Source organism: Streptomyces sp. NPDC042259, from assembly GCF_055582085.1.
In genome coordinates, this window is the sequence record NZ_JBVJDW010000002.1 from 615610 (window position 1) to 639879 (window position 24270).

General features: G+C 76.2%; 3 protein-coding genes (1 of these 3 only partly in view). All 3 read right to left on the minus strand.

The window, feature by feature from the left end; all coding sequences use genetic code 11:
• Tightly spaced (each overlapping or abutting the next), the 3 genes in view from ACZ6MA_RS07365 to ACZ6MA_RS07375 form a layout consistent with a single transcriptional unit that may run on beyond the window.
• Entirely contained in the window at window positions 1-9300 is a 9300-nt protein-coding gene (locus tag ACZ6MA_RS07365; RefSeq protein ID WP_469431797.1) for an SDR family NAD(P)-dependent oxidoreductase, read from the minus strand.
• Window positions 9297-16298 carry an SDR family NAD(P)-dependent oxidoreductase gene (locus ACZ6MA_RS07370; RefSeq protein WP_469431799.1) on the minus strand — a complete coding sequence of 2334 codons (7002 nt, stop codon included), beginning with the start codon at window positions 16296-16298 and terminating at the stop codon, window positions 9297-9299. The genes ACZ6MA_RS07365 and ACZ6MA_RS07370 overlap by 4 nt, the downstream gene beginning before the upstream one ends.
• On the minus strand, window positions 16295-24270 hold the 3' end of the coding sequence (locus tag ACZ6MA_RS07375) for an L-histidine N(alpha)-methyltransferase (protein ID WP_469431800.1). Its footprint extends 11512 nt past the window's final position; 7976 of the gene's 19488 nt are visible here — the last part of the coding sequence; its start codon lies beyond the right edge, outside the window — the gene reads right to left on this strand; its stop codon occupies window positions 16295-16297. The genes ACZ6MA_RS07370 and ACZ6MA_RS07375 overlap by 4 nt, the downstream gene beginning before the upstream one ends.

Below are 24270 nucleotides of genomic sequence, written 5' to 3' on the forward strand. Positions count from 1 at the left end.
TCACTCCGCCTCCTCCGTCAGCCGCTCGACCACGAGGTCCGTCAGCACGCGCGGCGTCGGGCACTCGTAGAGCACGTCGGCCGCCCAGTCCAGACCGGTCAGCGTGGTGAGGTGGTCGCGTAGTTCCAGTGCGGTGACCGAGGTCAGGCCGAGGTCGAAGAACTCGTCCTCGGCGCCGATCTCGGTGGCGGACTCGTATCCCAGGACGGCGGCCGCGAGCGTCCGCACCCCGCTCAGGACGGCTTCCGCCCAGCGGTCGCGCGGCAGCCCGGCCAGCGTCGCCCTCAGCTCCGCATCCTGGCCCGCGCGGTCCTCCCGGCCGGGTCCGGCGTCCGCGAGGCCGTCCGCCGGCGTCACGTCGGCCGGTGCCTCTTCGGTCGGTGCCTCTTCGATCGCTGTCTCATCGCTCGGTGCCACCTCGGTCGGCACCTCCTCGGCCGGTGCCGATTCAGCCGGTGCCGCTTCCGCCGGCGGTCCGGCGACGGGCGGTGCCGCCGTCTCCGGCGTGGCGGCGGCCGGGGCGAGGAGACGCACGGCCGGCTCGTCGGCGGCCATGGCCCGGCACAGCCCGAGCACGGCCGTACGCGGGTCGAGGCCGGGGTCGACGGCCACGACGCGCACGGCACGGCCGCTCCCGTCGGCTTCGCGGGGGGCCGCGTCCACCCGGTCGCCCACGGACACGAAGGCCACCAGGGGCGCCTCGACGTCGTCGAAGCCCGTGCCGGGGCGGACGATCGCCGCCGTGAGCCGTACCGGCTCCCCGGCGGCACCGAACTTGACGGCTCCGGGCGGGCAGGCCACGCCCCCGGCCACCAGGCAGCGGGCACCGGCCCGCAGTACGGCGTCGACCGTCGCCTCGGTCAGCGCGTCCGAGGGGCCGGCCACCAGGACGTCACCCTCGGGACGCCACCGGCCGGCCGGGGTGACCGGCTCGTAGACGCGCACGGACATGCCGTCCGCCTGGATCAGCGTCTCCCGGTGCCCGTCGGCGATCGCCGCGCAGAGCCGGGCCCTGGCGCGGGCGTCGATCCCCCGCGGCAGGGTCACGACGTGCTCGCAGTCGGGCACCGCCGTGCCGCCTTCGGTGAGCACCCAGCGGGGCACACCGGGTGCGGCGACCGGTTCGGCACCGGGCAGCGCGACCACGAGGTCGGGCCGCTCCCCGCCGCCGGACCGGACCCGGGCACCGTGCCGGACCAGGACACCGGCGATCGCGTCCGCCAGGTCCTCGTCTCCCCCGGCGGGGGCGAGCAGCAGCACATCGCGCGCGAGGACCGGAGCGGAAGCGTCCGGCACCGGTCGCCAGCGGGCCCGTTCCATGACCGGGGCGGGCCCGCCGCACCGCAGCCGGCCGAGGGCCGCGAGCACCTGGGCCGGTGTCTCGTCGCCCCGCAGGTCCAGCAGGCCGAGGGCGGTGGTGACGTCGGCGTCGTCGACGGCCGACCAGAACGGGCCGAGCGTCGGGTCCGTCACCGGCACGGTCGCCGCCGGTACGGTCGCCGGTGCCGTCGCCGGGGCGGGGCCGGGCTGCGGAGCCGCGGCCTCGGGCCAGTAACGCCGGTCGCGGAAGGGGTACTTCGGCAGCGGCACCCGGTGTGTCGGCCGGCCAGCGTGGACGGCCTTCCAGTCGACGTCCACCCCGTGCGTGTGCAGGATCCCCAGGGCCTCGGTAGCGGTGCGCACGTCGTCGCGGCCGCGCCGCAGCAGGGAGAGGGGACGGACCGGGGCGTCCGGCAGGCACGCCTCGGCGGCCGGGGCGAGCACGGCGTCGGGGCCCACCTCCAGGAAGGCCGTGGCGCCGGCCTCGCGCGCCTGCCCGACGGCGTCGGCGAAACGGACCGCGCCGCGCAACTGGTCCACCCAGTACTCGGGCGTGTCCATGGGCCGGTCGGTGCGGACGGTGGAGACGACGGGAATACGGGCCCGCCCGAACCGCACGGTCTCGGCGACCGCCCGGAAGTCGGCGAGCGCCGGGTCGACATGGGGCGAGTGGAACGCGACGCCCACCCGCAGCCGGCGGGTGCGGTGGCCGCGGTCCGCCAGTTCCCCGGCCGCCGCGAGCACCGCGTCCTCGTCACCGGACAGCACGACCGCCCGGGGGCCGTTGACGGCCGCGATCGCCACCTGGCCGGCCCGGCCGTCCAGCACGGCGAGCACGTCCTCCTCCGGGGCCCGCACCGACACCATCGCCCCTCCGGCGGGCAGGGCGCCCAGGGCGCGGCCGCGCGCCGCCACCAGCGCGGCGGCGTCGGCGAGGGGCAGCAGACCGGAGACACAGGCCGCCGACAGCTCACCGATGGAGTGACCGACGAGGGCCTCGGGCACGACGCCCCAGGACGACAGCAGCCTGAACTGGGCCACCTGGAGGGCGAACAGCGCCGGCTGGGTGTACTCGGTGCGGTCCAGCAGGTCCTCCCGCTCGAACACCACCTCCCGCAGCCCTGTTTCCAGCGCGAAGTGCGCGGCCACCTCGTCGAAGGCCCGCGCGTAGACGGGGAACGTCTCGTACAGCCCCCTGCCCATTCCCGGCAGTTGGCTGCCCTGGCCGGTGAACAGCAGTGCCAGCCGCTGCGTGCTCGCGCCCGCCCGCCGCAGACCGTCGGCCGCGCGGTCCTCGGCCAGGGCCGTCAGGGCCGCCCGCATGCGCTCTTCGTCGGCACCGGACACCACGGCCCGGTGCCGGTGGGCGGAGCGGGTGGTGGCCAGGGCCCGCGCCACCGCGGCGCTGTCACCGGTGTCCGCCTCCAGCAGCCGCCGCGCCTGCGCGCGGAGCGCCTCCTCGGAGCGGGCCGACAGCAGCCACGGCGCGCCTTCCAGGGCGGGCATCGCCCGGGGCGTCTCCACCGGTGGCGCCTGCTCGATGACCACGTGCACGTTGGTGCCGCTGATACCGAAGGAGGACACCCCCATGCGCCGCGGTCCGGGGAGTTCCGGCCAGGGCTCCGCCGAGGTGAGCAGGGCGACGTCGCCCGTGCTCCAGTCGACGTGCGGGGAGGGTTCGTCGATGTGCAGGCTGCGCGGCAGCAACCCGTGCCGGATGGAGAGCACGGCCTTGATGACGCCCGCGATACCGGCGGCCGCCTGGATGTGGCCCACGTTGGACTTGAGCGAGCCGAGCCGCAGCGGCGCCGGCCGGTCCTGGCCGTAGACCGCGAGGACGGCCTGTGCCTCGATCGGGTCGCCGAGCGCCGTGCCCGTGCCGTGTGCCTCGACGGCGTGCACGTCGGTGGGGAGCAGACCGCCGGCGGCGAGGGCCGCGCGCATCACCCGCTCCTGGGCACGGCCGTTGGGTGCCGTGAGGCCGTTGCTCGCCCCGTCGGAGTTCAGGGCGCTGGCGCGCAGCACGGCCAGGACCTCGTGTCCCTGGGCGCGGGCGCGGGACAGGCGCTCCACGAGGACCACGCCGACGCCCTCGCCCAGCGCGGTGCCGTCGGCGGCGGCCGCGAAGGGTTTGCAGCGGCCGTCGACGGCCAGTCCGCGCTGGGCGCTGAACTCCACGAACGCCGCGGGTGTGGAGAGCACCGTCACCCCGCCGGCGAGCGCGAGGTCGCACTCCCCCGCCCGTACCGCCTGGGCGGCGAGGTGCAGTGCGGTCAGCGACGACGAGCACGCCGTGTCGACGGTGACGGTCGGGCCCTCCAGCCCGTAGGTGTAGGCCACCCGGCCGGACAGCACGCCGCCGCCGACGCCGGGGGCGAGGAAGCCCTCGGCGGCGGCGCTCTCCAGGAGACGGCCGTAGTCCTGGTACATGGCGCCCACGTACACGCCGGTCCGGGTGCCCCGCAGGGTGGCGGGGTCGATCCCGGCGTCCTCGCACGCTTCCCAGACCGTCTCCAGCAGGAGACGCTGCTGCGGGTCCATGGCGAGGGCCTCGCGCGGCGCCACCCCGAAGAACGCCGCGTCGAACGCGGTGGCGTCGGTCAGGAAGCCGCCGTGCCGGGTGTAGGAGCTGCCGGCCGCCGTGGGGTCGGGGTCGTAGAGGCGCTCCAGCGGCCAGCCCCGGTCGTCGGGGAACGGGCCGATGCCGTCGCGTTCGGCGACCAGCATGTCCCAGAGGTCCTCGGGGCCGCGGACGCCGCCGGGGATCCGGCATCCGATGCCGACGAGGACGACCGGGTCGTCGGCGTCAGCTGGGTCGGCCGTGGCGGGGGCCGGGGCCGCCGCCGGGGCCGCGCCCGCGAGCAGTTCGTCGAGGTGGCAGGTCAGCGCGGCCGGGCTGGGGTGGCTGAAGACCAAGGTGGCCGGCAGCCGCAGACCGGTGGCGCCGGCGAGGCGGTTGCGCAGTTCGACGGCGCTGAGCGAGCCGAACCCCGCGTCCTTGAAGGCCTGGTCGGGGTCGACCAGGTCCGGTGAGGTGTGCCCGAGTACCGCGGCGGTGTGCCCGACGACCAGGTCGAGCAGGATGCGCTGCCGTTCGGGACCGCTCTTCCCGGCAAGGCGGCCGGCCAGTTCGGAGTCGGCGACCGGTCCCCCGGGGGTGGCGGTGCGGCGGGAGGGCGCGCCGAGGAGGTCGCGGAGCGGGACGGGCACGGCCTCCCCCTGGGCCCGTAGGGCGGCCGGGTCGAGCCGGATGGGGGCGAGTACCGGCTCGTCACAGGCCAGGGCGGCGTCCAGCGCGGCCAGGGCGTCGGCGGTCGGCAGCGGCGGGAAGCCGGAGCGGCCGAAGCGGGCCCGGTCGGCTCCTTCCGTCATCTCGCTGGTGGCGTCCCACAGGCCCCAGGCCAGTGCGACGCCGGGCAGCCCCTGGGCGTGGCGCTGCCGGGCCAGGGCGTCGAGTCCGGCGTTGGCGGCGGCGTAGTTGGCCTGTCCGAGACCGCCGAGCACGCCGACGGCGGACGAGAACAGCACCAGCCGGGCGTCGGGGAGCAGTTCGTGCAGGTGTCGTGCGGCGTCGAGCTTCGGCCGCAGCACGCGTGGGAGCCGCTCGGGTGTCAGGTCGGTCACCAGGCCGTCGTCGAGGGCGCCTGCGGCGTGCACGACGGTGGTGAAGCCGGCTCCGTCGACCAGCTCCGCCAGGGCGGTGCGGTCGGCGACGTCGCAGGCGACGGCCCGTACGGTCGCGCCGGCCCCGGTCAGCTCCTCGGTGAGTTCGCTCATGCCGGGTGCCTGGGGTCCGCGCCGGCTGGCGAGGACCAACTCCCGTACCCCGAGGGTGTGGACGAGGTGACGGGCGACGAGCCCGCCCAGTGTCCCGGACGCCCCGGTCACGAGGGTCGTGCCGAGGTCGCCGGGCTCGGCCGTGGCCGGGGCGGCGCGGAGCAGTCGCGGCACGCTCGCGGCGCCGGACGCCAGGGTGATCTGCGGTTCGCCCGTGGCGAGCGCGGCGGGGAGCGCGGCGAGGGTGGCGTCCTCGGTGTCGGCCAGGTCCAGCAGCAGGAAACGGCCGGGGTGTTCGAGCTGGGCGGACCGCAGGAGACCGGCGACGGCGGCCTCCGCCACGTCGTCGCGCACCCGGCGGGTGACCACGACGAGCGTCGGGGCCGGGTGCCGGGCGTCCTGGTCGTCCGCCACCCAGTCGTGGACGAGGGCGAGGGCGGCGCGTACCGCGTCGGCCGGGTCGCCGGCCGGGGCGGGGACCAGCACATAGGGCGCGGTGTCCCGGGTGGGCCGCCGCTTCAGCAGCAGGGCGAGGTCCGCGTCCTGGACGGCGTAGTCCGGGTGGTCGCCCGGGGAGACGTCGGGCAGGGGGCGGGGCACCTGCGCGAGGCGCAGGAGGTCGCCGCGGTCCGGCCGGGTCAGGGCGCCCGCCGGGAGTTCGCGGAGCACCAGCGTGTCCACCGACGCGACCGGGGCCCCGGAGGGGTCGGTGAGGGCGAGGCGGACGGCGTCGGGGCCGGCGGCGGAGAGCGTCACCCGGACGGTGTCGGCGCCGACGGCGTGGACGCGCAGGCCCTGCCACTCGAAGGGCAGCGAGGGGCGGCCGTGTTCAGGGGTGAGGAAGCCCCCGAGTGCCACCGGGTGCAGGCACGCGTCGAGCAGGGCCGGGTGCAGGGTGAAGCCGTCGGCCCCCTCGGATCCGCCGCTGGGCAGGGTGACTTCGGCGTACAGGTCGCCGTCGCGGCCCCGCCACAGTGCCCGTACGCCGCGGAAGGCCGGGCCGTATGCCAGGCCCGCTTCGGCCAGCCGGGCGTACAGCGCCTCGACGTCGAGGGGTTGCGCGTCGGACGGCGGCCAGGTGGCGGGTGCCGCCGGTGGTGCGTCGCCGGTGGGCAGCAGGACGGCGGTGGCGTGCGTGGTCCAGTGGCCGGACCCGGTGCGGGCGTGCAGGGTCAGTCCGCGGGAGCCGCCCTGGCCCGGGCCGGTGATGACGACGCGCAGCCGGACGTCGGCGTCGGCGTCGAGGACGACGGGGCTGAGCAGGGTGAGCTGGTCGACGGCCGCGCAGCCGGCCTCGTCACCCGCCCTGGAGACCAGTTCCGCCAGGGCCGCGCCGGGCAGGACGACATGCCCCTCCACGGTGTGGTCGGCGAGCCAGGGGTGGGCGGCGAGGGTCAGGGCCCCGGTCAGCACCACCCCCTCGGCGCCCGGCAGGGCGGCGCGCAGGACGGGGTGGTCGACGTTGTCCAGTCCCAGCGCGGTGGCGTCGCCGGTGCCGGTGCCGGTGCGCAGCCAGTACGGCGCGGTGACGAACGCGGTGGTGGGCAGCTCGATACGGCGGGCACCGGGCCACACCGCGGACCAGTCGGGCCGCACCCCCCGCACGTGCAGCCGGGCGAGGGCGTTGAGCAGTTGTTCGGGGCCGCCCTCGTCGCGGCGCAGCGTGTGGGTGACGGTGGTGTCGGTGCCGAGGGAGTCGATGGTCTCCTGTGCGCCGCCGGTGACCACGGGGTGCGGGCTGACTTCCAGCAGGGTGGCGCAGTCGCGTTCGACGAGGGCGGTGACGGCTTCGTCGAAGCGCACGGTCTCGCGCAGGTTGCGGTACCAGTAGTCGGCGTCGAAGGCGGTGTCCCCGTCCGAGCCGTCGATCCAGCGGCCTTCCACGGAGGAGAAGAAGGGGATCTCGGGGGCGCGCGGGCGCACCGGGGCGAGGGCTTCCAGCACCTGGTCGCGGACGGCTTCGACGTGGGCGCTGTGCGAGGCGTAGTCGACGTCGACGCGCCGGGCCCGCACGCCGTCCTCCTCGCAGGCGGCGAGGAGTTCGTCGAGCGCGTCGGGGTCGCCGGAGACGACGACCGAGGTCGCGCCGTTGACCGCGGCCAGCGACAGCCGGCCGTCCCAGCGGCGCAGCCGCTCGCGGGCGTCGTCGGCGGGCAGCGCGACGGACATCATGCCGCCGCGGCCCGCGATGGCCGTCAGGGCCCGGCTGCGCAGGGCGACGACGCGGGCGGCGTCGGGGAGGGTCAGGGCCCCGGCCACGCAGGCGGCGGCTATCTCGCCCTGGCTGTGGCCGGCGACGGCGGCGGGCCGGATGCCGAGCGAACGCCAGACGTCGGCGAGGGCGACCATGACCGCGAACAGGGCGGGCTGGACGACGTCGACGCGGTCGAGGTCGCCTTCGCCGCGCAGGACGGCCGTCAGCTCGAAGTCGACGTGCGGCGCGAGCGCGGCTTCGCACGCGGCTATCCGCTCGCGGAAGACCTCGTTGGTCTCCAGCAGGCGCACGGCCATGTCCCGCCACTGCGAGCCCTGGCCGGGGAAGAGGAAGGCCACCGGGCCCGACGGGCCGGTGGTGCCCTCCATCACGGCGGGTGACGGCCGGCCCGCGGCGAGTTCGGCCAGGGCCGCGGTGAGTTCGGAGCGGTCGGTGCCGAGGACGACGGCGCGGTGCTCGTGTGCGGCGCGGGTGGTGGCCAGGGAGTAGGCCACGTCGCGGGGGTGGAGGGCGGGGCGGTCGGCGAGGAAGCCGGCGAGGGCGGCTGCCTGGGCGCGCAGCCCGGCGGCCGACCGGCCGGACAGGGGCCAGGCCCACGGTCCCCGCGCGTCGTGCGCCGGTCCGTCCTCCGTGTCCTGCCCGGCCTCCGGGGCGGGCGGCTCCTCCAGGACGACGTGGGCGTTGGTGCCGCTGACGCCGAAGGAGGACACGGCCGCGCGCCGGGGACCGTGGCCGGCGGGCCACGGCACGTCGTCGGTCAGGAGTTCCACGGCGCCCGCCGACCAGTCCACGTACGGGGTGGGGGCGTCGAGGTGCGGGGTGCGGGGCAGCACTCCGTGCCGCATGGCCATGACCGTCTTGATGATCCCGGCGACGCCCGCGGCCGCCTGGGTGTGGCCGAGGTTGGCCTTGACCGACCCCAGTCGCAGCGGCCGCTGCCGCTCCTTGCCGTACACGGCGAGCACGGCCTGCGCTTCCACGGGGTCGCCGAGCGGGGTGCCGGTGCCGTGCGCCTCCACCGCGTCGACCTCGTCGGGGGCGAGGCCGGCGTCGGCCAGGGCCTCCCGGATGACGCGCTGCTGGGCGGGGCCGTTGGGGGCGGTGAGCCCGTTGCTGGCGCCGTCGGAGTTGACGGCGGTGCCACGGACGACGGCCAGGACCCGGTGGCCCGCGGCCAGTGCCGTCGAGAGGCGCTCGACGACGAGCACGCCCACGCCCTCGGACCAGGCGGTGCCGTCGGCGGCGGCGGCGAACGGCTTGCACCGGCCGTCGGGTGCCAGGCCGCGTTGCCGGCTGAACTCGATGAAGCCGGTGGGGGTGGCCATCACCGTGGCACCGCCGACGAGGGCCAGCTCGCATTCGCCGCGGCGCAGTGCCCGCACGGCCAGGTGCAGGGCGACCAGCGACGAGGAACAGGCGGTGTCCACCGTGATGGCGGGGCCACGCAGGCCGAGCTGGTAGGCCACCCGTCCGGAGACGACGCTGCCCGCCCCCTGGGCGCCGGGGTAGTCGTGGTGCATGACGCCGGTGAACACGCCGGTGCGGCTCTCGCGCAGGCCGCTCGGGTCCAGGCCCGCCCGCTCGACGGCTTCCCAGGACGTCTGGAGGATCAGCCGCTGCTGGGGGTCGGTGTGGAGGGCCTCCTTCGGTGAGATGCCGAAGAATCCCGCGTCGAACTCGGCCGCGCCGTGCAGGAAGCCGCCCTCGCGGACGGTGGTCGTGCCCGGGTGGTCGGGGTCGGGGTGGTAGAGGGCGTCCAAATTCCATCCCCGGTCGCCCGGGGACGGGGTGATCCCGTCGCGGCCCTCGGCGACGAGCGTCCAGAGGTCTTCGGGCGACGCGACGCCGCCGGGGTAGTGGCACGCCATGCCGACGATCGCGATCGGTTCGGCGGACCGCTCCTCGACGTCACGCAGCTTCCGGCGTGTCGACTGGAGTTCCGCGGTGACCCGCCGCAGGTAGTCGCGGAGCTTGTCCTCGTTGGTCATCGGTCGCGGTCCTCCAGTCGCGGCAGCGGGCTGCCGAGTTCGGCGTCGATCAGGGCGAAGACCTCGTCGTCGGTCGCCGTCTCGTAGGGGGTGAGGGTGTCGGGCACGGTGGGGGGTGCCAGGCGCTCCAGCAGGTCGCGGACGCGTTCCACGGCGTGTGCGCGGGCCGTGTCGTCCAGGTCCTCGGTCGCCTCGGCGAGCGCGGTGGCGAGGCGGTCGAAGGCGGCGAGCGGGGACGGCGGGCCGTCGGCGTCCGGCGCGTCGGCGAACCGCTCGTCGAGGTGGGCGACCAGGTCGGCGGGGGTGGGGTGGTCGAACACGAGCGTGGCCTCCAGGGGCATTCCCAGGGCCGCGCCGAGCCGGTTGCGGAACTCGATGGAGCTGAGCGAGTCGAAGCCGAGTTCCTGGAACGAGCGGTCGGAGGGGATCGCGGCGGCGCCCGGGTAGCCGAGCACGGCCGCGGCCTGGCCCCGCACCAGCGCGGACAGCCTGGCCCGCCGCTCGTCGGGGCGAAGGCCCGCGAGCCCCGGGTCGGCGGCGGGGGCGGCGGCGGGTTCCGGTGCGAGGAGACCGCGCAGCACGTGCGGGACGACGGCGGCCCGGCCGGGGCCGAACCGCACGGCGGTGATGGCCGGGTGCCCGCCGGTGAGGGCGGCGTCGAACAGCCGCAGCCCGGCGTCGGTCGGCAGCGGCTCGATGCCGCCGCGCGCGAGCCGGTCGCGGTCGGCGGCCATCCCGTCCTCGTGCGCCCACGGCCCCCAGGCCACCGACACGGCCCGCCGGCCGGTCTCGGCGCGGTGCCGGGCAAGGGCGTCGAGGAAGGCGTTGGCCGCGGCGTAGTTGCCCTGGCCGGGGCCGCCCAGCACGCCCGCCACCGAGGAGAACAGCACCAGTTCGGCGTCCGGCAGCAGTTCGTGGAGGTTCATCGCGCCATCGATCTTGGGCCGCAGCACCCGGGCGAGGCGCTCGGTGTCGAGGGCGGTGACGACCCCGTCGTCGAGGACTCCCGCGGCGTGGACCGCCATCGTCACCGTCCGGCCGGCCAGCAGCGCGGCGAGGGCGGTGCGGTCGGCCACGTCGCACGCGGCGGTCTCGATGCGGGCGTCCAGCCCGGCCAGGCCCGCCGGGCGGCGGCCGCTGCGGCTGACCAGCAGCACGTCCCGCACGCCGTGGCGCTCCACGAGGTGGCGCACCACGGGCCCGGCGAGGGCGCCGCTCGCGCCGGTGACGAGGACCGTGCCGTGCCGTCGCGGCTCGGCCGGGGCGGCGGTGGCCGGGGTGCGGACCAGCCGGGCGCCCAGCACCCGCCCGTCGCGCAGCGACAGCCGGGGCTCGTCGGAGCCCAGCGCCCGGGGCAGGTCGAGCAGGCCGTCCGCCTCGACGAGCGTGAACCGCCCGGGGTGTTCGGACTGGGCGGAGCCCACCAGGCCCCAGGCCGCGGCGGTGGCCGGGCCGGGGGTGGTGGTGAGGAGGACCAGCCGGGCGGCCGCGTGGCGTTCGTCGGCCAGCCACTCCTGGAGGTGGCCGAGCACCCGGCCGGTGAGGGCGTGGGCGGCGGCGGCCGGCGGGCCGTCGGCCGTGACGGGCAGGACCACCACCGGCGGCGCGTCCGCCGGACCGGACAGCTCGGACAGGTCGGACGCCCGGACCACCTCGGCCCCGGAGGCCGTCAGCGCGTCGGCGACCCCGTCGGGGTCCGGGCCGAGCACCGCGTAGCGCGCGTGCGGGTCCGGTTCGGGGGTGTCGACGGGCACCCACGCGAGCATGTGGAGCGGGTCGGCGGGGGCGCCCGCCCGGCGCAGGACGACCGAGTCGACGGACGCCACGGGGGCGCCGGTCGCGTCGGTGAGCCGCACCTCGACCGTGTCGTCCTTGAGGTGCGCCACCCGTACCCGGGCGGTGGTCGCGCCGGGGGTGTGCAGGCGCACCCCGGACCAGGCGAAGGGCAGGTAGGGGCGGTCGCCGTCGAGGGTGGAGGTGAGGGCCACGGTGTGCAGGGCGGCGTCGAGCAGCACCGGGTGCAGCCCGTGGGGGCCGGCGTCCCCGCCGGGTACGGCCACGTCGGCGTAGACCGCGTCGGCGGTGCGCCAGGCGCGGCGCAGGCCCCGGAAGGCGGGCCCGTAACCGGAGAGGGTCTCGTAGAGCCGGGTGACGTCCACTTCCTCGGCGTCCCCGGGCAGCGGCGGTGTGCTCGGGGTGTCCTCGGTGGCGGGGGCCAGGGCGCCCGTCACATGGGCGGTCCAGGTGGTGCCCGCCGTGGGGCGGGCGTGCAGCTCGAAGTCCCGGCGGCCGTCCGCCGAGGGCGGGCCGACGACGAGGCGCAGGTCCGCGTCGTGCGACGGCAGGGGGGTGTGGGTCACGAGTTCGGCCACCCGGGGGCAGTCGAGCCGGGCTCCGGCGTGCAGGGCCAGGTCGACGAAGTACGTCCCCGGTACGAGCACGGTGCCGTCCACGGTGTGGTCGGCCAGCCAGGGCCGGTCGGCCGTGGAGACCCGGGTGGTGAACACGTGCCGGTCGGGCAGCTCGACCAGGTCGGCCAGTGCGGCGGGCGCGGCCGGCTCGACCGGCCCGGTCGGCCCGGTCGGCGCGGGCAGGGCCGCCGACTGGGCGGGCAGCGGGGCCGGGGCGGTGTCGATCCAGTGCCGTTCGCGGGCGAACGGGTAGCCGGGCAGGGAGAGCCGGCGGGGGCGGTCGGGGGCGGGGACGGTGATGTCCGCCCCCTCGACCCAGGCCCGGGCCAGGGTGTGCGGGTCGTTTCCGGAGACCGGTGCGGCCGAGCGGCGGCGTCGGCCGCGGTGGCAGCCGGTCCCGGTGCGCAGGGCCTCGGCGAACTCGGCCGTGGTGGTGGCGACGACGGCGAGCCGCTCGTCGAGGTGATCGCGTCCGGCCCAGAGCGTGAAGGCCAGTGCCGCCGGGTCCACGGGCGGGACGGCCGCGGCGAGCCCGGCCGCCAGAGCGGCCGGGGTGGTCCCCCCGTCGACGGGCAGCCGGACGCCGAACGCCTCCTCGACGCGCTGGGCCAGCTCGGCCAGCCGCGGGTAGTCCAGGCCGAGTTCGGCCAGTGGTTCGCGGGGGTCGGCGGGGAAGCCCACGACCTCGGTAAGGATCTCCTCCAAGGCGGCCGGCACGCCGGCGGGGGCGGCGTCGCCGGCCCGCTCCAGGTGGGCGAGCAGCTCCGCGACCGTCTCGTCCAGCCGGGCGGCGTCCTTGGCCGAGAGCACGAACAGCCGGGGCCGCGCCGGCTGTGGGGCGGCGTCGTCCGGGGCGCGGTACTCGCTCAGCACCACGTGCGCGTTGGCGCCGCCGGCCCCGAAGGAGCTGATCGCCGCGGTGCGCGGCACGCCGTCGCGCGGGGTCCAGGGTTCGGTGGCGCGCTGCACCCGGAACCGTGAGGCGGCCCAGTCCACACCGGGGTTGAGGGTCTCGGCGTGCAGGGACGGGACCAGCGCGCCGTGCCGCATCTGCAGCACGACCTTGGTGAGGGCGGCGATGCCCGCCGCCGACTCCAGGTGGCCGATGTTGGACTTGACGGAGCCGATGGGCCACGGGCCGGGGCCCGCCCCCACCTCGTCGAAGGCCCGTTCCAGTGCGGCGATCTCGATCGGGTCGCCCAGGCTGGTGCCGGTGCCGTGCGCTTCGAGGTAGCCGAGGTCGGCCGGGTCGACGCCCGCCGCCGTCAGCGAGGTCCCCACGAGTGCGGCCTGTGACGCCGGGTTGGGCACGGAGAAGCCACCGGTGTGGCCGCCGTGGTTGAGCACCGTGCCGCGGATGACGGCGTGCACGTGGTCGCCGTCGCGCAGCGCGTCGCGCAGCGGCCGCAGCAGCACCACGCCGACGCCCTCCCCGGGCACGTAGCCGTCCCCGCCCTCGCCGAAGGCCCGGCAGCGGCCGTCGGTGGACAGGAAGGACGACTGGCTGAGCAGCAGGTACTTGTTGGGGTGGACGTGCAGGTTGACGCCGCCCGCCAGGGCCGCCTCGCACGCCCCGTGCCGGATCGCCTCGACGGCGAGGTGGAGTGCCGTCAGCGACGACGAGCACATGGTGTCGAGCGCGATGCTCGGCCCCTTCAGGTCGAGGAAGAACGAGACGCGGTTGGCTATCGACGCGCTGAACGACGACGGGACGAAGCCGGGTTCGGTTCGGACGCCGTGCAGTTGGTACTGGTTGTACATCACGCCGGCGAACACTCCGACGGAGCGTCCGCGCCAGGACGAGGGCGCGTGCCCCGCCTCCTCGAAGGCGTGCCACGCCTCCTGGAGGAACAGCCGCTCCTGGGGGTCCAGTACGGCGGCCTCGTTCGGCGAGATGTGGAAGAACGCGGCGTCGAACTCGTCGATGCCGTCGACGAATCCGCCCCACCGGCCGTACGAACGGCCGGGCACGCCCTTGGTGTCGCTGTGGATGGCGTCGTGGTCCCAGCGGTCGGCGGGCACCTCGGTGACGCAGTCGCGGCCGTCCCGGAGGTTCGCCCAGAACTCGTCGACACCACGGGCCATGGGGTAGCGCCCGCTGATCCCCACGATGGCGATCGCGTCGTCCTCGTCGGCCCCCTCGCGCACCGGGGCCGCGACGGCCACCGGGGCGGTGACGGGCTCGGCGGGTGCGGCGGGTTCGATGGCCGTGACAGGTTCGGCGGGCGCGGCGGGTTCGGCGGTCGCCGGGGCGAACCGGTCGGTGATCGTGGCCGCCGAGCCCACCAGGGCGACCAGGTGCGGCCGGCCGCTGCCCGCGGCCCGCAGCATGATGTCCACCGCCGTGGGGGTGTCCATGGCCTTCAGCCCCATGGTCCGCAGGGCGCCGGCGTCGAGCGGCATGCCGCCGTCCGCCCAGCCGGGCCAGCCGACCGAGACGACGCCCGGCTTGCCTTCCGCGAAGCCGTCGAGGAAGGCGTTGGCGCAGGCGTAGTCGGCCTGGCCCCGGTTGCCCCAGGCGGCGGCCGTGGAGGAGCAGAGCACCAGGAAGTCCAGCCCGAGATGCCGGGTGGCCTCGTACAGATGGCGGGCCCCGGCGACCTTGGGCGCCAGCACCGCGCGCACGTCCTCCGCGCTCTTGCCCGCGATCAGTCCGTCGCGCAGCACGCCGGCGGCGTGCACCACCCCGTGCAGCGCGCCGAAGGCGGACAGCGCGTGGTCGACCGCGCGGCGGACGTCCTCGGCACGGGTGACGTCCGCCGCGACGACGGTGACCTCGGCCCCGAGGGCGGTCAGTTCGGCGGTCACCGACGACGGGGTCGCCGTCCGTCCGCAGAGCACCAGCCGGGCCCGCACGGTCCGCGCCAGGTGCCGGGCCAGGGCGAGGCCGACCCCGCCGAGCCCGCCCGTGATCAGGTAGACGCCGCGCTCGCGCAGCCGCGCCGGTGCCTCCGGTGCGGGCACCGGCCGCACGTCGCGCACCCGGCGCTCCCCCGCCTCGTACCGGACGTCCACGTCGGGTGCGCCGGCCGCGAGTTCCGCCAGGGCGTCGGCCGCGTGCGGCGAGCACACCACGGCGGCCCGCACGCCCGGCTGTTCCATGCGGAGCGTGCGGAACAGGCCCGTGACCGCCGCGGCCGGCGCGTCGGCCGGCAGGTGGCAGACGACGCGGACCGGGCTCCTGCGCGTGCGCAGCAGGGCCGCCGCGAAGGCGGTCAGGTCGACCGCCTCCGCTTCCAGGTCCTGCGGGTCGGCCGGGGTCCAGAGGACGTCCGAGGCGTTGGTCGCCGCGAGCAGGGCCGGCCAGTCGCGCGGGGTCGAGGCGTCGACGGTCAGCACGGAGGCCGGGGCCGGGGCCGTCGGCAGCGGCGCGGCCCGCCAGTGGGGCGCGAACCAGACGACCTCGGTGGGCGGTTCTTCCGGGGCCGCGCTTTCGGCCGGGACCGGGGCCGGGGCCACGGCCTCGGTGGGCCGGGCCGAGGTGGTGACCCGCTCGTCGTCGGGCAGCCGGTAGTCCCCGAGGTGTTCGACGAGGGACGCGAAGGTGTTGTGCTCGAACAGCAGCGTGGGCGAGAAATCGGTGCCGTACGCCCGTTCCAGGTCGGCCGCGATGCCGAGCAGACCGGTGGAGTCGAGGCCCAGTTCGTAGAACCCCGCCTCCTCGTCGAAGTCCGCCGTCTCAAGGTGCTCGGCGAGCAGCGCGCGCACCACGGTCTCGGCCGACCGCCGCGGGCGCGGCGCGGCGTCCAGCCGGGTGATGGCGTCCTCGCCGCGTACCCGCTTGGAGGTGAGCCCCCTGAACCACAGCAGGACACCGCCGTCGGTGTCGAGGAACCGGAAGTCACACGTGGTCAGGTCGCCGTCCGGGCCGGCCGGCCGGGGCGGGGTGGCGTGCACCAGGGTGCGCGCCCCGATCGGCCGCCGGGCCCGGAACGACTCGATGAGCATCGGGATGTACGGGCGCGCGGCCGCACCGACCCCGGACGGGGCGAACTGTGTCGGCAGCAGCGTGGAGGAGTCCAGCGCGGCCGGGTGCAGATGGAAGTAGTCGGCGTACGCGGCGGCCTGCGGGCTCAGCGACAGGTCCGCCAGCAGCTCCCCGTCCCCGACGTGCAGGGTGCCGCGGGCCCGCATGAAGTCACCGTGCTCGATGCCGGTCCGCCGTACGAGCGCGTACAGGTCCGCCATGTCCGCGGGGTGCGGCGTCCGGGCGCGCAGGGCGGCCAGGTCGACGGTCTCCACGGGGAAGGGCACGTCCAGCAGCAGCCGGCAGTCCAGCACCGGTTCGGTCTCCCCGGACGGGCGGCGGGTGCCGGTGACCGACACCCGGTAGCCGTCACCGTCCGCGGTGAACCCCACCCGCAACTCGGTGTCGAAGTCCGGTCCGGCCGCCACCGGGTTGCGGAACAGCACGCGGCGCAGCTCCACCCCGGCGGTGTCGACCCCGCGTGCGCGCAGGATCCGGTAGATCATGTCGAGGAACGACACGCCGGGCAGGATGCGCGTGCCGTGCACCCTGTGGTCGCGCAGCACCGGGTCGGTCCCCCGCACCACCACGGTGCAGGTCAGGCCGTCCAACGCGTTCATTTCTTTCCTTCCGGCACAGTCGAGAACTCGAGCTCGAAGAACGGCTCGGGCGGGTCCGTCACCACGGGGGGTCCGGCTTCCGTGGGCGTCGGCACGGGTACGGACGTCGGCGCGGGCGCCGGCGCGTCGAACCAGAACCGCCGCCGCCGGTAGCGCGGCGCCTCCAGGGGCTCGCGGGACGGCACGTGGTCGTCGGGGGCCTGGCGCACCACCATGTGCGCGTTGGTGCCGCCGAACCCGAAGGAGCTGACCGCGCCCCGGCGGGTTCCGTCGCGGCCGGTGAACGGCCGCGCCTCCCGCACGGGGAACAACGGCGACTCCTCGAACCGGAAGCGCCGGTTGAGGGTCTGGCAGTGCAGGGTCGGCGGCAACTGCGCGTGGTGGACCGACAGCACGACCTTGATCAGTCCGGCCATGCCGGCCGCGCTGAGGGTGTGTCCGATGTTGGTCTTCACACTGCCGACGCCACAGAAGCCGATCTCGTCGGTGGAGCCGCGGAACGCCTCCGTCAGCGCCTTCAGCTCCATCGGGTCACCGATCATGGTGCCGGTGCCGTGCGCCTCCACGTACCCGATCTGCGCCGGGGTGACTCCGGCGTCCGCCCAGGCGGCCTCGATCACCTGCCGCTGCGCGCTCGGCTTCGGCGTCGTGATGCCCATGGTGCGGCCGTCGTTGTTCACCGCGCTGCCCTCGATGACCGCGTAGACGCGGTCGCCGTCGCGCACCGCGTCGGACAGGCGCTTGAGCAGCAGCATGCCGGCGCCCTCGCCGAGGACGATGCCGTCGGCCCGTTCGTCGAAGGTGTGGCAGCGGCCGGTCGGGGACAGCGCGCCCGCCCCGCTCATGCCGACGAACGGCACCTCGTCGAGAAGGATGTCGACGCCGGCGGCGAACGCCAGGTCCGACTCCCCGGTACGCAGGCTGTGCGTGGCCAGGTGCACCGCGACGAGCGCGCTGGAGCAGGCCGTGTCGACGACGACGGCCGGTCCGCGCAGGTCGAGGTAGTGGGAGAGCTGCGCGGCGATGAAGTTCTGCGCCATCCCGCTGATCGAGTGCGGGCCCGCGGTGCCGTGGTGCGCACCGAAGTTCGCCGCCCGGGAGCCCGCGAAGACCCCCACGCGGCCGCCCGCGACCTGCTCGGGGGTGAGCCCGGCGTCGGCCAGGCACTCCGCGCCGGTCTCCAGGACCTGGCGCACCAGGGGGTCGACGTAGGGGGCGCCGGCCGGGTCGAGCCGGAAGTGGTCCGGGTCGAAGTCCTCGATGCCGTCGAGGAAGCCGCCCCACTTGCTGACGGTGGTGCCGGGCCGCGGTTCGGGCCGCCAGAACCGGTCCGGGTCCCAGCGGGACGGCGGCACCTCGGTCACCGAGTCCGTCCCGGAGAGCAGGTTCCGCCAGAACGCCCGGTGGTCGGGGGCGCCGGGGAAGTGAGCGGCCATGCCGATGACGGCGATGCCGTCCTTGGCCACGGACGCTCCGGACGCGAACGTCGGCGCCGCGGCGGCGGTTCCGGCCCGTCCGGTCGCTTCCGCGACCGCCACGGTGGCCGGAGTACCGGCCGGCATGGCCGGGGTGCCGGCCGGGGCCGGGGCGCCGGCCGGCGTAGCCGGATTACCGCCCGGAGCCGGGGTCGGAGTACCGGCCGTCGCGGCCGGGTGGGTACCGGCCGGCGCGGCCGGGCTACCGGCCACGGGCGGGGTGAGGGCCGGGAACGCAGCCTCCGGCACCTGGTCCCGCAGAGCCTTGGCGAGGAGCGTCACGGTCGGGTTCTCGAGCACCGCCGACGGCTCCGCGACGACGCCGAGTTCCCGTTCCAGCGCGGCGAGGATCTGGGCGACCATGATGGAGTCCACGCCCAGGTCGGCGAAGTCCTCGTCCGGGCCGACCCGGGCGGGGTCCAGCCGGAGCGTCGAGGCGATCACCTCGGTCACCCGCCGCACGAGGCCGTCCCCGGCCGGGACGGCGCGCGTCGCTTCCGCCGGGGCGGAGGCGGCCGGCGCGTCGTCGCGGCGGCCGGGGGCGGGTACCGCGAGCAGCGCGCCGGCGTCGAACGTGCCGGCGTCCACGACGCACGGCAGCACCACCGGGTCACTCCCGGTCATCGCCCGGTCCAGCAGGTCCAGCGCCGCTTCCGGGTCGAGGGTCCGCAGACCGAGGTCCCGGTACGCCGGGGTGTCGACCTCGGGCATGCCGGCCGAGCGCCAGCTCGGCCACTGCACCGACCTGACGACGACGTCACCGGTGGCGGCCCGGTACTCGGCGACCCGGTCCAGTACGGAGTTGGCGAGCGCGTAGTCGCTCATGCCCACCGCCAGCGCGGGCACCTGGCCGGCGACGGACGAGTACAGCACGACGAACCGCAGCGGATCGTCCGCGCAACCGTCCAGAACGGCCTGGAGGCCGGCCGTCTTCGGCTCCAGCACCCGCTGGATGTCCTCGGTCCGCTTGCCGATGAAGGCCGGGTCGCGCATCACCCCGAGCCCGGCGCAGTGCACGATCCCGGCGATCGGGCCCAGCTCGCGCCGGGCGCGGTCCAGGACCTCGCCGACGCGCTCCAGCGGGGCGGTCTCCACCGCGATCCGCACGCCCGGGCGGCTCAGTGCCGTGAGGTCGCGCAGCCGCGCCGCCAGCGCCGGGTCGGTGCCGGGGTCGGCGAGGAGCGCGGGCCACGCGTCGCGGGCGGGCAGCGGGGAACGGCCGAGCAGGACGAGCCGGTCGGCTCCCCGCTCGATGAGCCGGGCCGCGACCAGCCGGCCCAGGGCGCCCGTCCCGCCGGTGACGACGACCGTACGGCCGGCCAGGTCCGCCGACCAGTCGGCGGACGGCGTGACCGGCTCGGCCGGGCGCAGCACCGGCCGGTGCCGTGTGCCCGCCCGTACACAGGCCTCGGTCACCGGGTCGGAGGCGGCGAGTTCGGCGGTGACCGCCGCCCGCACCGCGTCAGGCGCAAGGGTGTCGAGGTCGAGGGTGCGGGCGAACACGCCGCGGTACTCGGCCGTGAGCATCCGGACGAGGCCGGCGAACGCGGCGCCGCGCAGCGTCGGCCGCTCGGCCCGGAACGTGGTCAGGCCATGGGTCAGGTGCAGGTAGCCGAAGCCGCGGGTCCGGTTCGCGGTGACCAGCTCGCGCAGCAGCGCGATCCGGGGCCAGTCGGCCTCCGGCACCGTGACCGGCGTGGCCGACATGTCGACCATGTCGACGACGGCGGCCATGTGGCGTGCCGACTCCGCGATCCGCGCGAGGGTGGCGTCGTCGGCGTCACCGTCCAGCCGGACCACGGTGGCGGCGGGGCCGAACGCCGCCGTGGCGACGGGCTCGGTCTCGGCGCTGACGAGCACCATGAGCCGGTCCGGCAGGTCGCCCTGGGGCAGCGGCGCGGCCTCCCAGTCCTTCACCAGCAGCAGCGAGGTGTCCTGCCGCTCCCCCGGTGCCTCGGGGGCGTCACCGGCGGTGAGCCAGTGCCGTTCGCGGGCGAACGGGTAGGTGGGCAGGGACGTGAGCGGCGGGCGGTCGGAGCGCAGGGCGCTCCAGTCGATGTCGGCGCCGCCCTGCCACAGGCGCGCGATCCGGTCGAGGTTTCCCTCACGGATCAGGCGGGCCAGGTAACTGGCGCCTTCCGGCTCGGACAGCCACGCGTGGTCGCCGTCCGCACCGCCCCGGTCGCCGGCACCGTCGCCGTCGACGAAGGCGGTCAGCCGCGCGCGCAGGTCGTCGATCGAGTCGGTGACGACGGCGAGGCGGGCCGCCATGGGGATCCGGCCGACCTGGGAGGTGTACGCGAGTGAGGACAGCGGCGGTGTCTCCCCGTCGAGGAAGGCGGCCGTGGCCGCGGCGTAGCGGCGCAGCGCGTCCTCGTCGCGGGCGGACAGCACGAACACCTCGCGGGCCGCCGGTGCCGGGGCGGTCGGTGCCGTGGTGGGTGCCTCCTCCAGGACGATGTGCGCGTTGACGCCGCCGAAGCCGAAGGAACTGACGCCGGCGCGCAGCGGCAGGGGCGCGCCGCTCGCGTCCGTGGGCGCCCACGGGGTCGTCTCCCGTACCGGGCGGAAGGGGGTGCCGGTGAGGTCGATCAGCGGGTTGAGCGTCCGCAGGTGCAGCGTCGGCGGCAGGGTCCGGTGGCGCATGGCCTGCACCACCTTGATCACACCGGCGACGCCCGCGGCGGGTTCCAGATGGCCGATGTTGCTCTTGACGGTGCCGATGCCGCACGCGGTGGCGGGCCCGGTGGCCAGGGTCCGGTGGGCGCGGGCGAGGCCGTCGATCTCCACCGGGTCGCCGAGCGCGGTGCCGGTGCCGTGGAGTTCGGTGTAGGAGACCGTCTCGACCGGTACGCCCGCGTCCCGGTAGGCGTCGACCAGCAGGTCGGCCTGGGCGAGCGGGTTGGGGGCGGTCAGCGAGGACGCGTGTCCGCCGTGGTTGACGGCGCTGCCGCGGATCACCGCGTGCACCCGGTCGCCGTCGGCGAGGGCGCGGGAGAGCGGCTTGAGGACGAGGACGCCCACGCCCTCTCCCTTGACGTAGCCGTCGGCCCGGGCGTCGAGCGCCTTGCAGCGGCCGTCCGGGGAGAGCACGCCGAGCTGGTTGCCGGCCACGACGGTCTGCGGCGTCAGCACCAGGCTCACGCCGCCGGCGATGGCCAGTTCGCTCTCGCCGTCGCGCAGGGCGCGGACGGCGCGGTGCAGTGCCACCAGGGAGCTGGAGCAGGCGGTGTCGATGCTCTCGCTCGGGCCCCTGAGGTCGAGCAGGTAGGAGACGCGGTTGGCCAGGATGGTCCGTGCCAGCCCGGTGCCGGCGTGCGGGTTGACCTGTTCGCCGCGCAGGACCATCGACTCGTAGTCGTTGAACTGCACGCCCGCGAACACGCAGACCCGGCGGCCGGCGAGCCGGTCCGGTCGGCAGCCGGCGTCCTCCAGCGCCGCCCACGTCTGTTCGAGGAACAGCCGGTGCTGCGGGTCCATGACCTCGGCCTCGGCGGGCGAGATCTTGAAGAACCGCGCGTCGAAGCGGTCGACGTCGCTGAGGAAGCCGCCCCACCGGGCGGTGCCGCCGAAGCGCCGGGACACCTCCTGCCAGTCCCACCGGTCGGCGGGGGTCTCGGTGATCAGGTCCCGGCCGTCGGCGAGGTTCCGCCAGAACGCCTCCACGTCCGGGGAGTCGGGGAACCGGCCGGCCATGCCGATGATGGCGATGGCGTCGTCCGGATCCGCGGGGGCCGAGGAGGCCGAGGGAGCCGGGGCGGCGGGTGCCTGGGGGGCGGGTGCCGGGGCGGCCACCGCTTCCGGCCGGGTGGCCGGGGGCGCGTCCGTGTCCAGCAGGGCGGGGTGTTCGGCCAGGAGGTGCCGGGCGAGCTTGTCGACCGTGTTGGCGCCGAACAGCGTCGTCGTCGGCACCGTCACGCCGTAGGTCTCCTCCAGGGCCACGGAGAGGGACTGGAGCCCGAAGGAGTCCAGGCCGTACTCGCCGAAACCGGCCTCCGGGTCGAGGGCCGAGGGCGCCAGGCCGAGCAGCTCGGCGACCATCGTCCGCAGCCGGGCGGCCAGTTCACCGGCGGCCTGTGGCGCGGCCGACGGCACGGGCGGCTGTGCGGCCGACGGTGACGGGGGCGCCGGGCGTGCGGGGTCCGGGCGGCCTTGGCGGTCGTTCTCCCGGATCCGCATGGCCTCGATCCGCTCGCGCATCCGCTCCGGCTCTCCCGGCAGCACGGCGATCTGGGGGTGCCCCAGGCGCAGGACGAGGTCGAGCAGGCGCTCGCCCTCCTCGGCCTCCAGGTAGCGGAAGCCGGTGCCGGCGAGGTAGCGGCGCTCGTCCTCGGGGTCCACGTGCATGCCCCCGGCACGCCACATGGGCCAGTCGATCGAGACCGTCCGGCCGCTGCGGCGGCCCGCCGAGCGCAGTCTCTCGCGCTCCTCGGCGAACCCGTCGAGGAAGCGGGCGCCCACGGCGTAGTCGACGAGTCCGTAGTCGCCGAGCTGGCCGGCCAGCGACGAGTAGAGGACGAACGCCTCCAGCGGTTCGTCACGGGTCACCTCGTCGAGCACCCGGGTGCCCTCGAAGCGGGCCCGCAGGTGGGCGCGGAACTCCGCGACGTCCTTGCCGGGCAGGGGCGTCCGTGAGGCCGTCGCGGCGAGGTGGAAGACGCCGTGCAGCGCGCCCCACCGGTCCTTGACGGCCGTCACGACCTCGGCCATGGCGGCGGGGTCGGTGACGGAGGCCTGGAAGTACTCGACCTCACCGAGGGCGCGCAGTCCGGCCAGTTCCCGGGCGCGGTCCGCGGCGGGCGAGCGGCCGGTGAGGGCCACCCGGGCGCCGCGCGCCAGCAGGGTACGGGCGAGCAGCAGGCCGAGTCCGCCGGTGCCGCCGGTCACCAGGTGGACGCCGTCGGGGCGCAGCGGCGTGGCGACGGCGGGCAGCGCGGCGACCTCCGTCAGGGCGCGTACGGTGCGGCCGGTGGCCGAGAGCCGGACCGCGGCCGAGGTGAGCCGTTCGGCCGTGACCTCGGCGAGCAGGGCGGCCGTCCCGACGCGGCCCGCGACGCGGACGACGCCCAGGGCCGTGCCGGGCAGGGCGGCGCGCAGCGAGGTGTCGAAGCCGCCCCAGGCCTCCGCCATGGCCCCCTCGGGCACGAGGACCTGGATCCGGGTGGCGGCGCGGGAGACCGTCATGGCCTGGGCGAGCAGGTAGAGCGACGCGATGCCGAGGTCCTCGCGGTCCGGTTCGAGCAGCGGCCACTGGTGCACGATCCGGTCGGCCGGGGTGGCGAGCAGCCGGGCGTAGTCCTCCGCCTCGCCGGGGCGGATCGTGACGGTGGAGCCGTCGTCGGCGTACGCGGAACCGGGCCGCACATGGACGGCGCCGGGCACCGGCAGGTCGCCGAAGACCAGCACCCGGCCGGTGAACGGCGCGGCGGGCGGCACGGGTTCGGCCGTCCACGCGGCCGTGTAGAGGCTGACGGGCGCGGTGTCATCGGGGACGGGCACCGGGTCGGCCGTGTCACCGGAGGCGGGCACAGGGGCGCCGTCGGTGAACCAGTGCCGTTCGGCGGCGAAGGGGTACGCGGGCAGGGAACGCCGGCGCGGCGCCGGGTGCCACCGGGCGGACCAGTCGATCGCCCGGCCCCGGACCCAGGCGGCGGCGGTGTCCTCGTCGCCGTGGCCGTCGAACGGCGACCTGTCGGCGTGCCGGTCGACGTGGCCGAGGTGGATGCCGGAGGTGTCCCCGGCGAGGAAGCGCCGGAGGGTGGCCACCGCGTGCGCACCGGACGCGGCGGTGAACGCCAGGCGTTCGGCGTGTTCCGCGCGGCCGGTCTGGAGCGTGTGGGCGGTGCCGGCGAGGTCGTGCGCCCAGGTGTCCGAGGCGTCGACGAACGCCCGCGCGTAGGCGCGCAGCCGCTCCGGGTCGCGGGCGGAGAGGGCGAAGACGGCGGGGCCGTCGGCCGGTACCGGCTCGTCGGCCGGGTACTCCTCCAGCACGACGTGGGCGTTGACGCCGCCGTAGCCGAACGAGCTGACCCCGGCGCGGCGTGGCACGCCGGGTGCGGCGGGCGCCCAGTCACGGCCGCCCACCGCGATCTCGAACGCCGTTCCCTCCAGGGCGAGGTGGGGGTTCAGCTCCGGGCCGTGCGGGTCGCCGGTGATGCGCCCGTGGCGCATCGACAGCAGCACGCGCAGGACCGCGGCGATGCCCGCCGCCGGTTCGAGGTGGCCGATGGTGTTCTTCAGCGCGCCGAGGGCGCAGTGCGGGGCGGCCGGTGCGGGGTGGCCCCAGTCGCGGTACAGCTCGGCGAACGCCTGGCGCAGGCCGTTGGTCTCGGCGGGGTCGCCGATGACCGTCCCGGTGCCGTGCGTCTCGATGTAGCCGATGGTCGCCGGGTCGACGCCCGCCTCGCGGTGGGCGCGCACGATGACCTCGGCCTGGGCGCGCGGGTTGGGGGCGGTCAGGGAGTTGGAACGGCCGCCGTGGTTGACGGCGGTGCCGC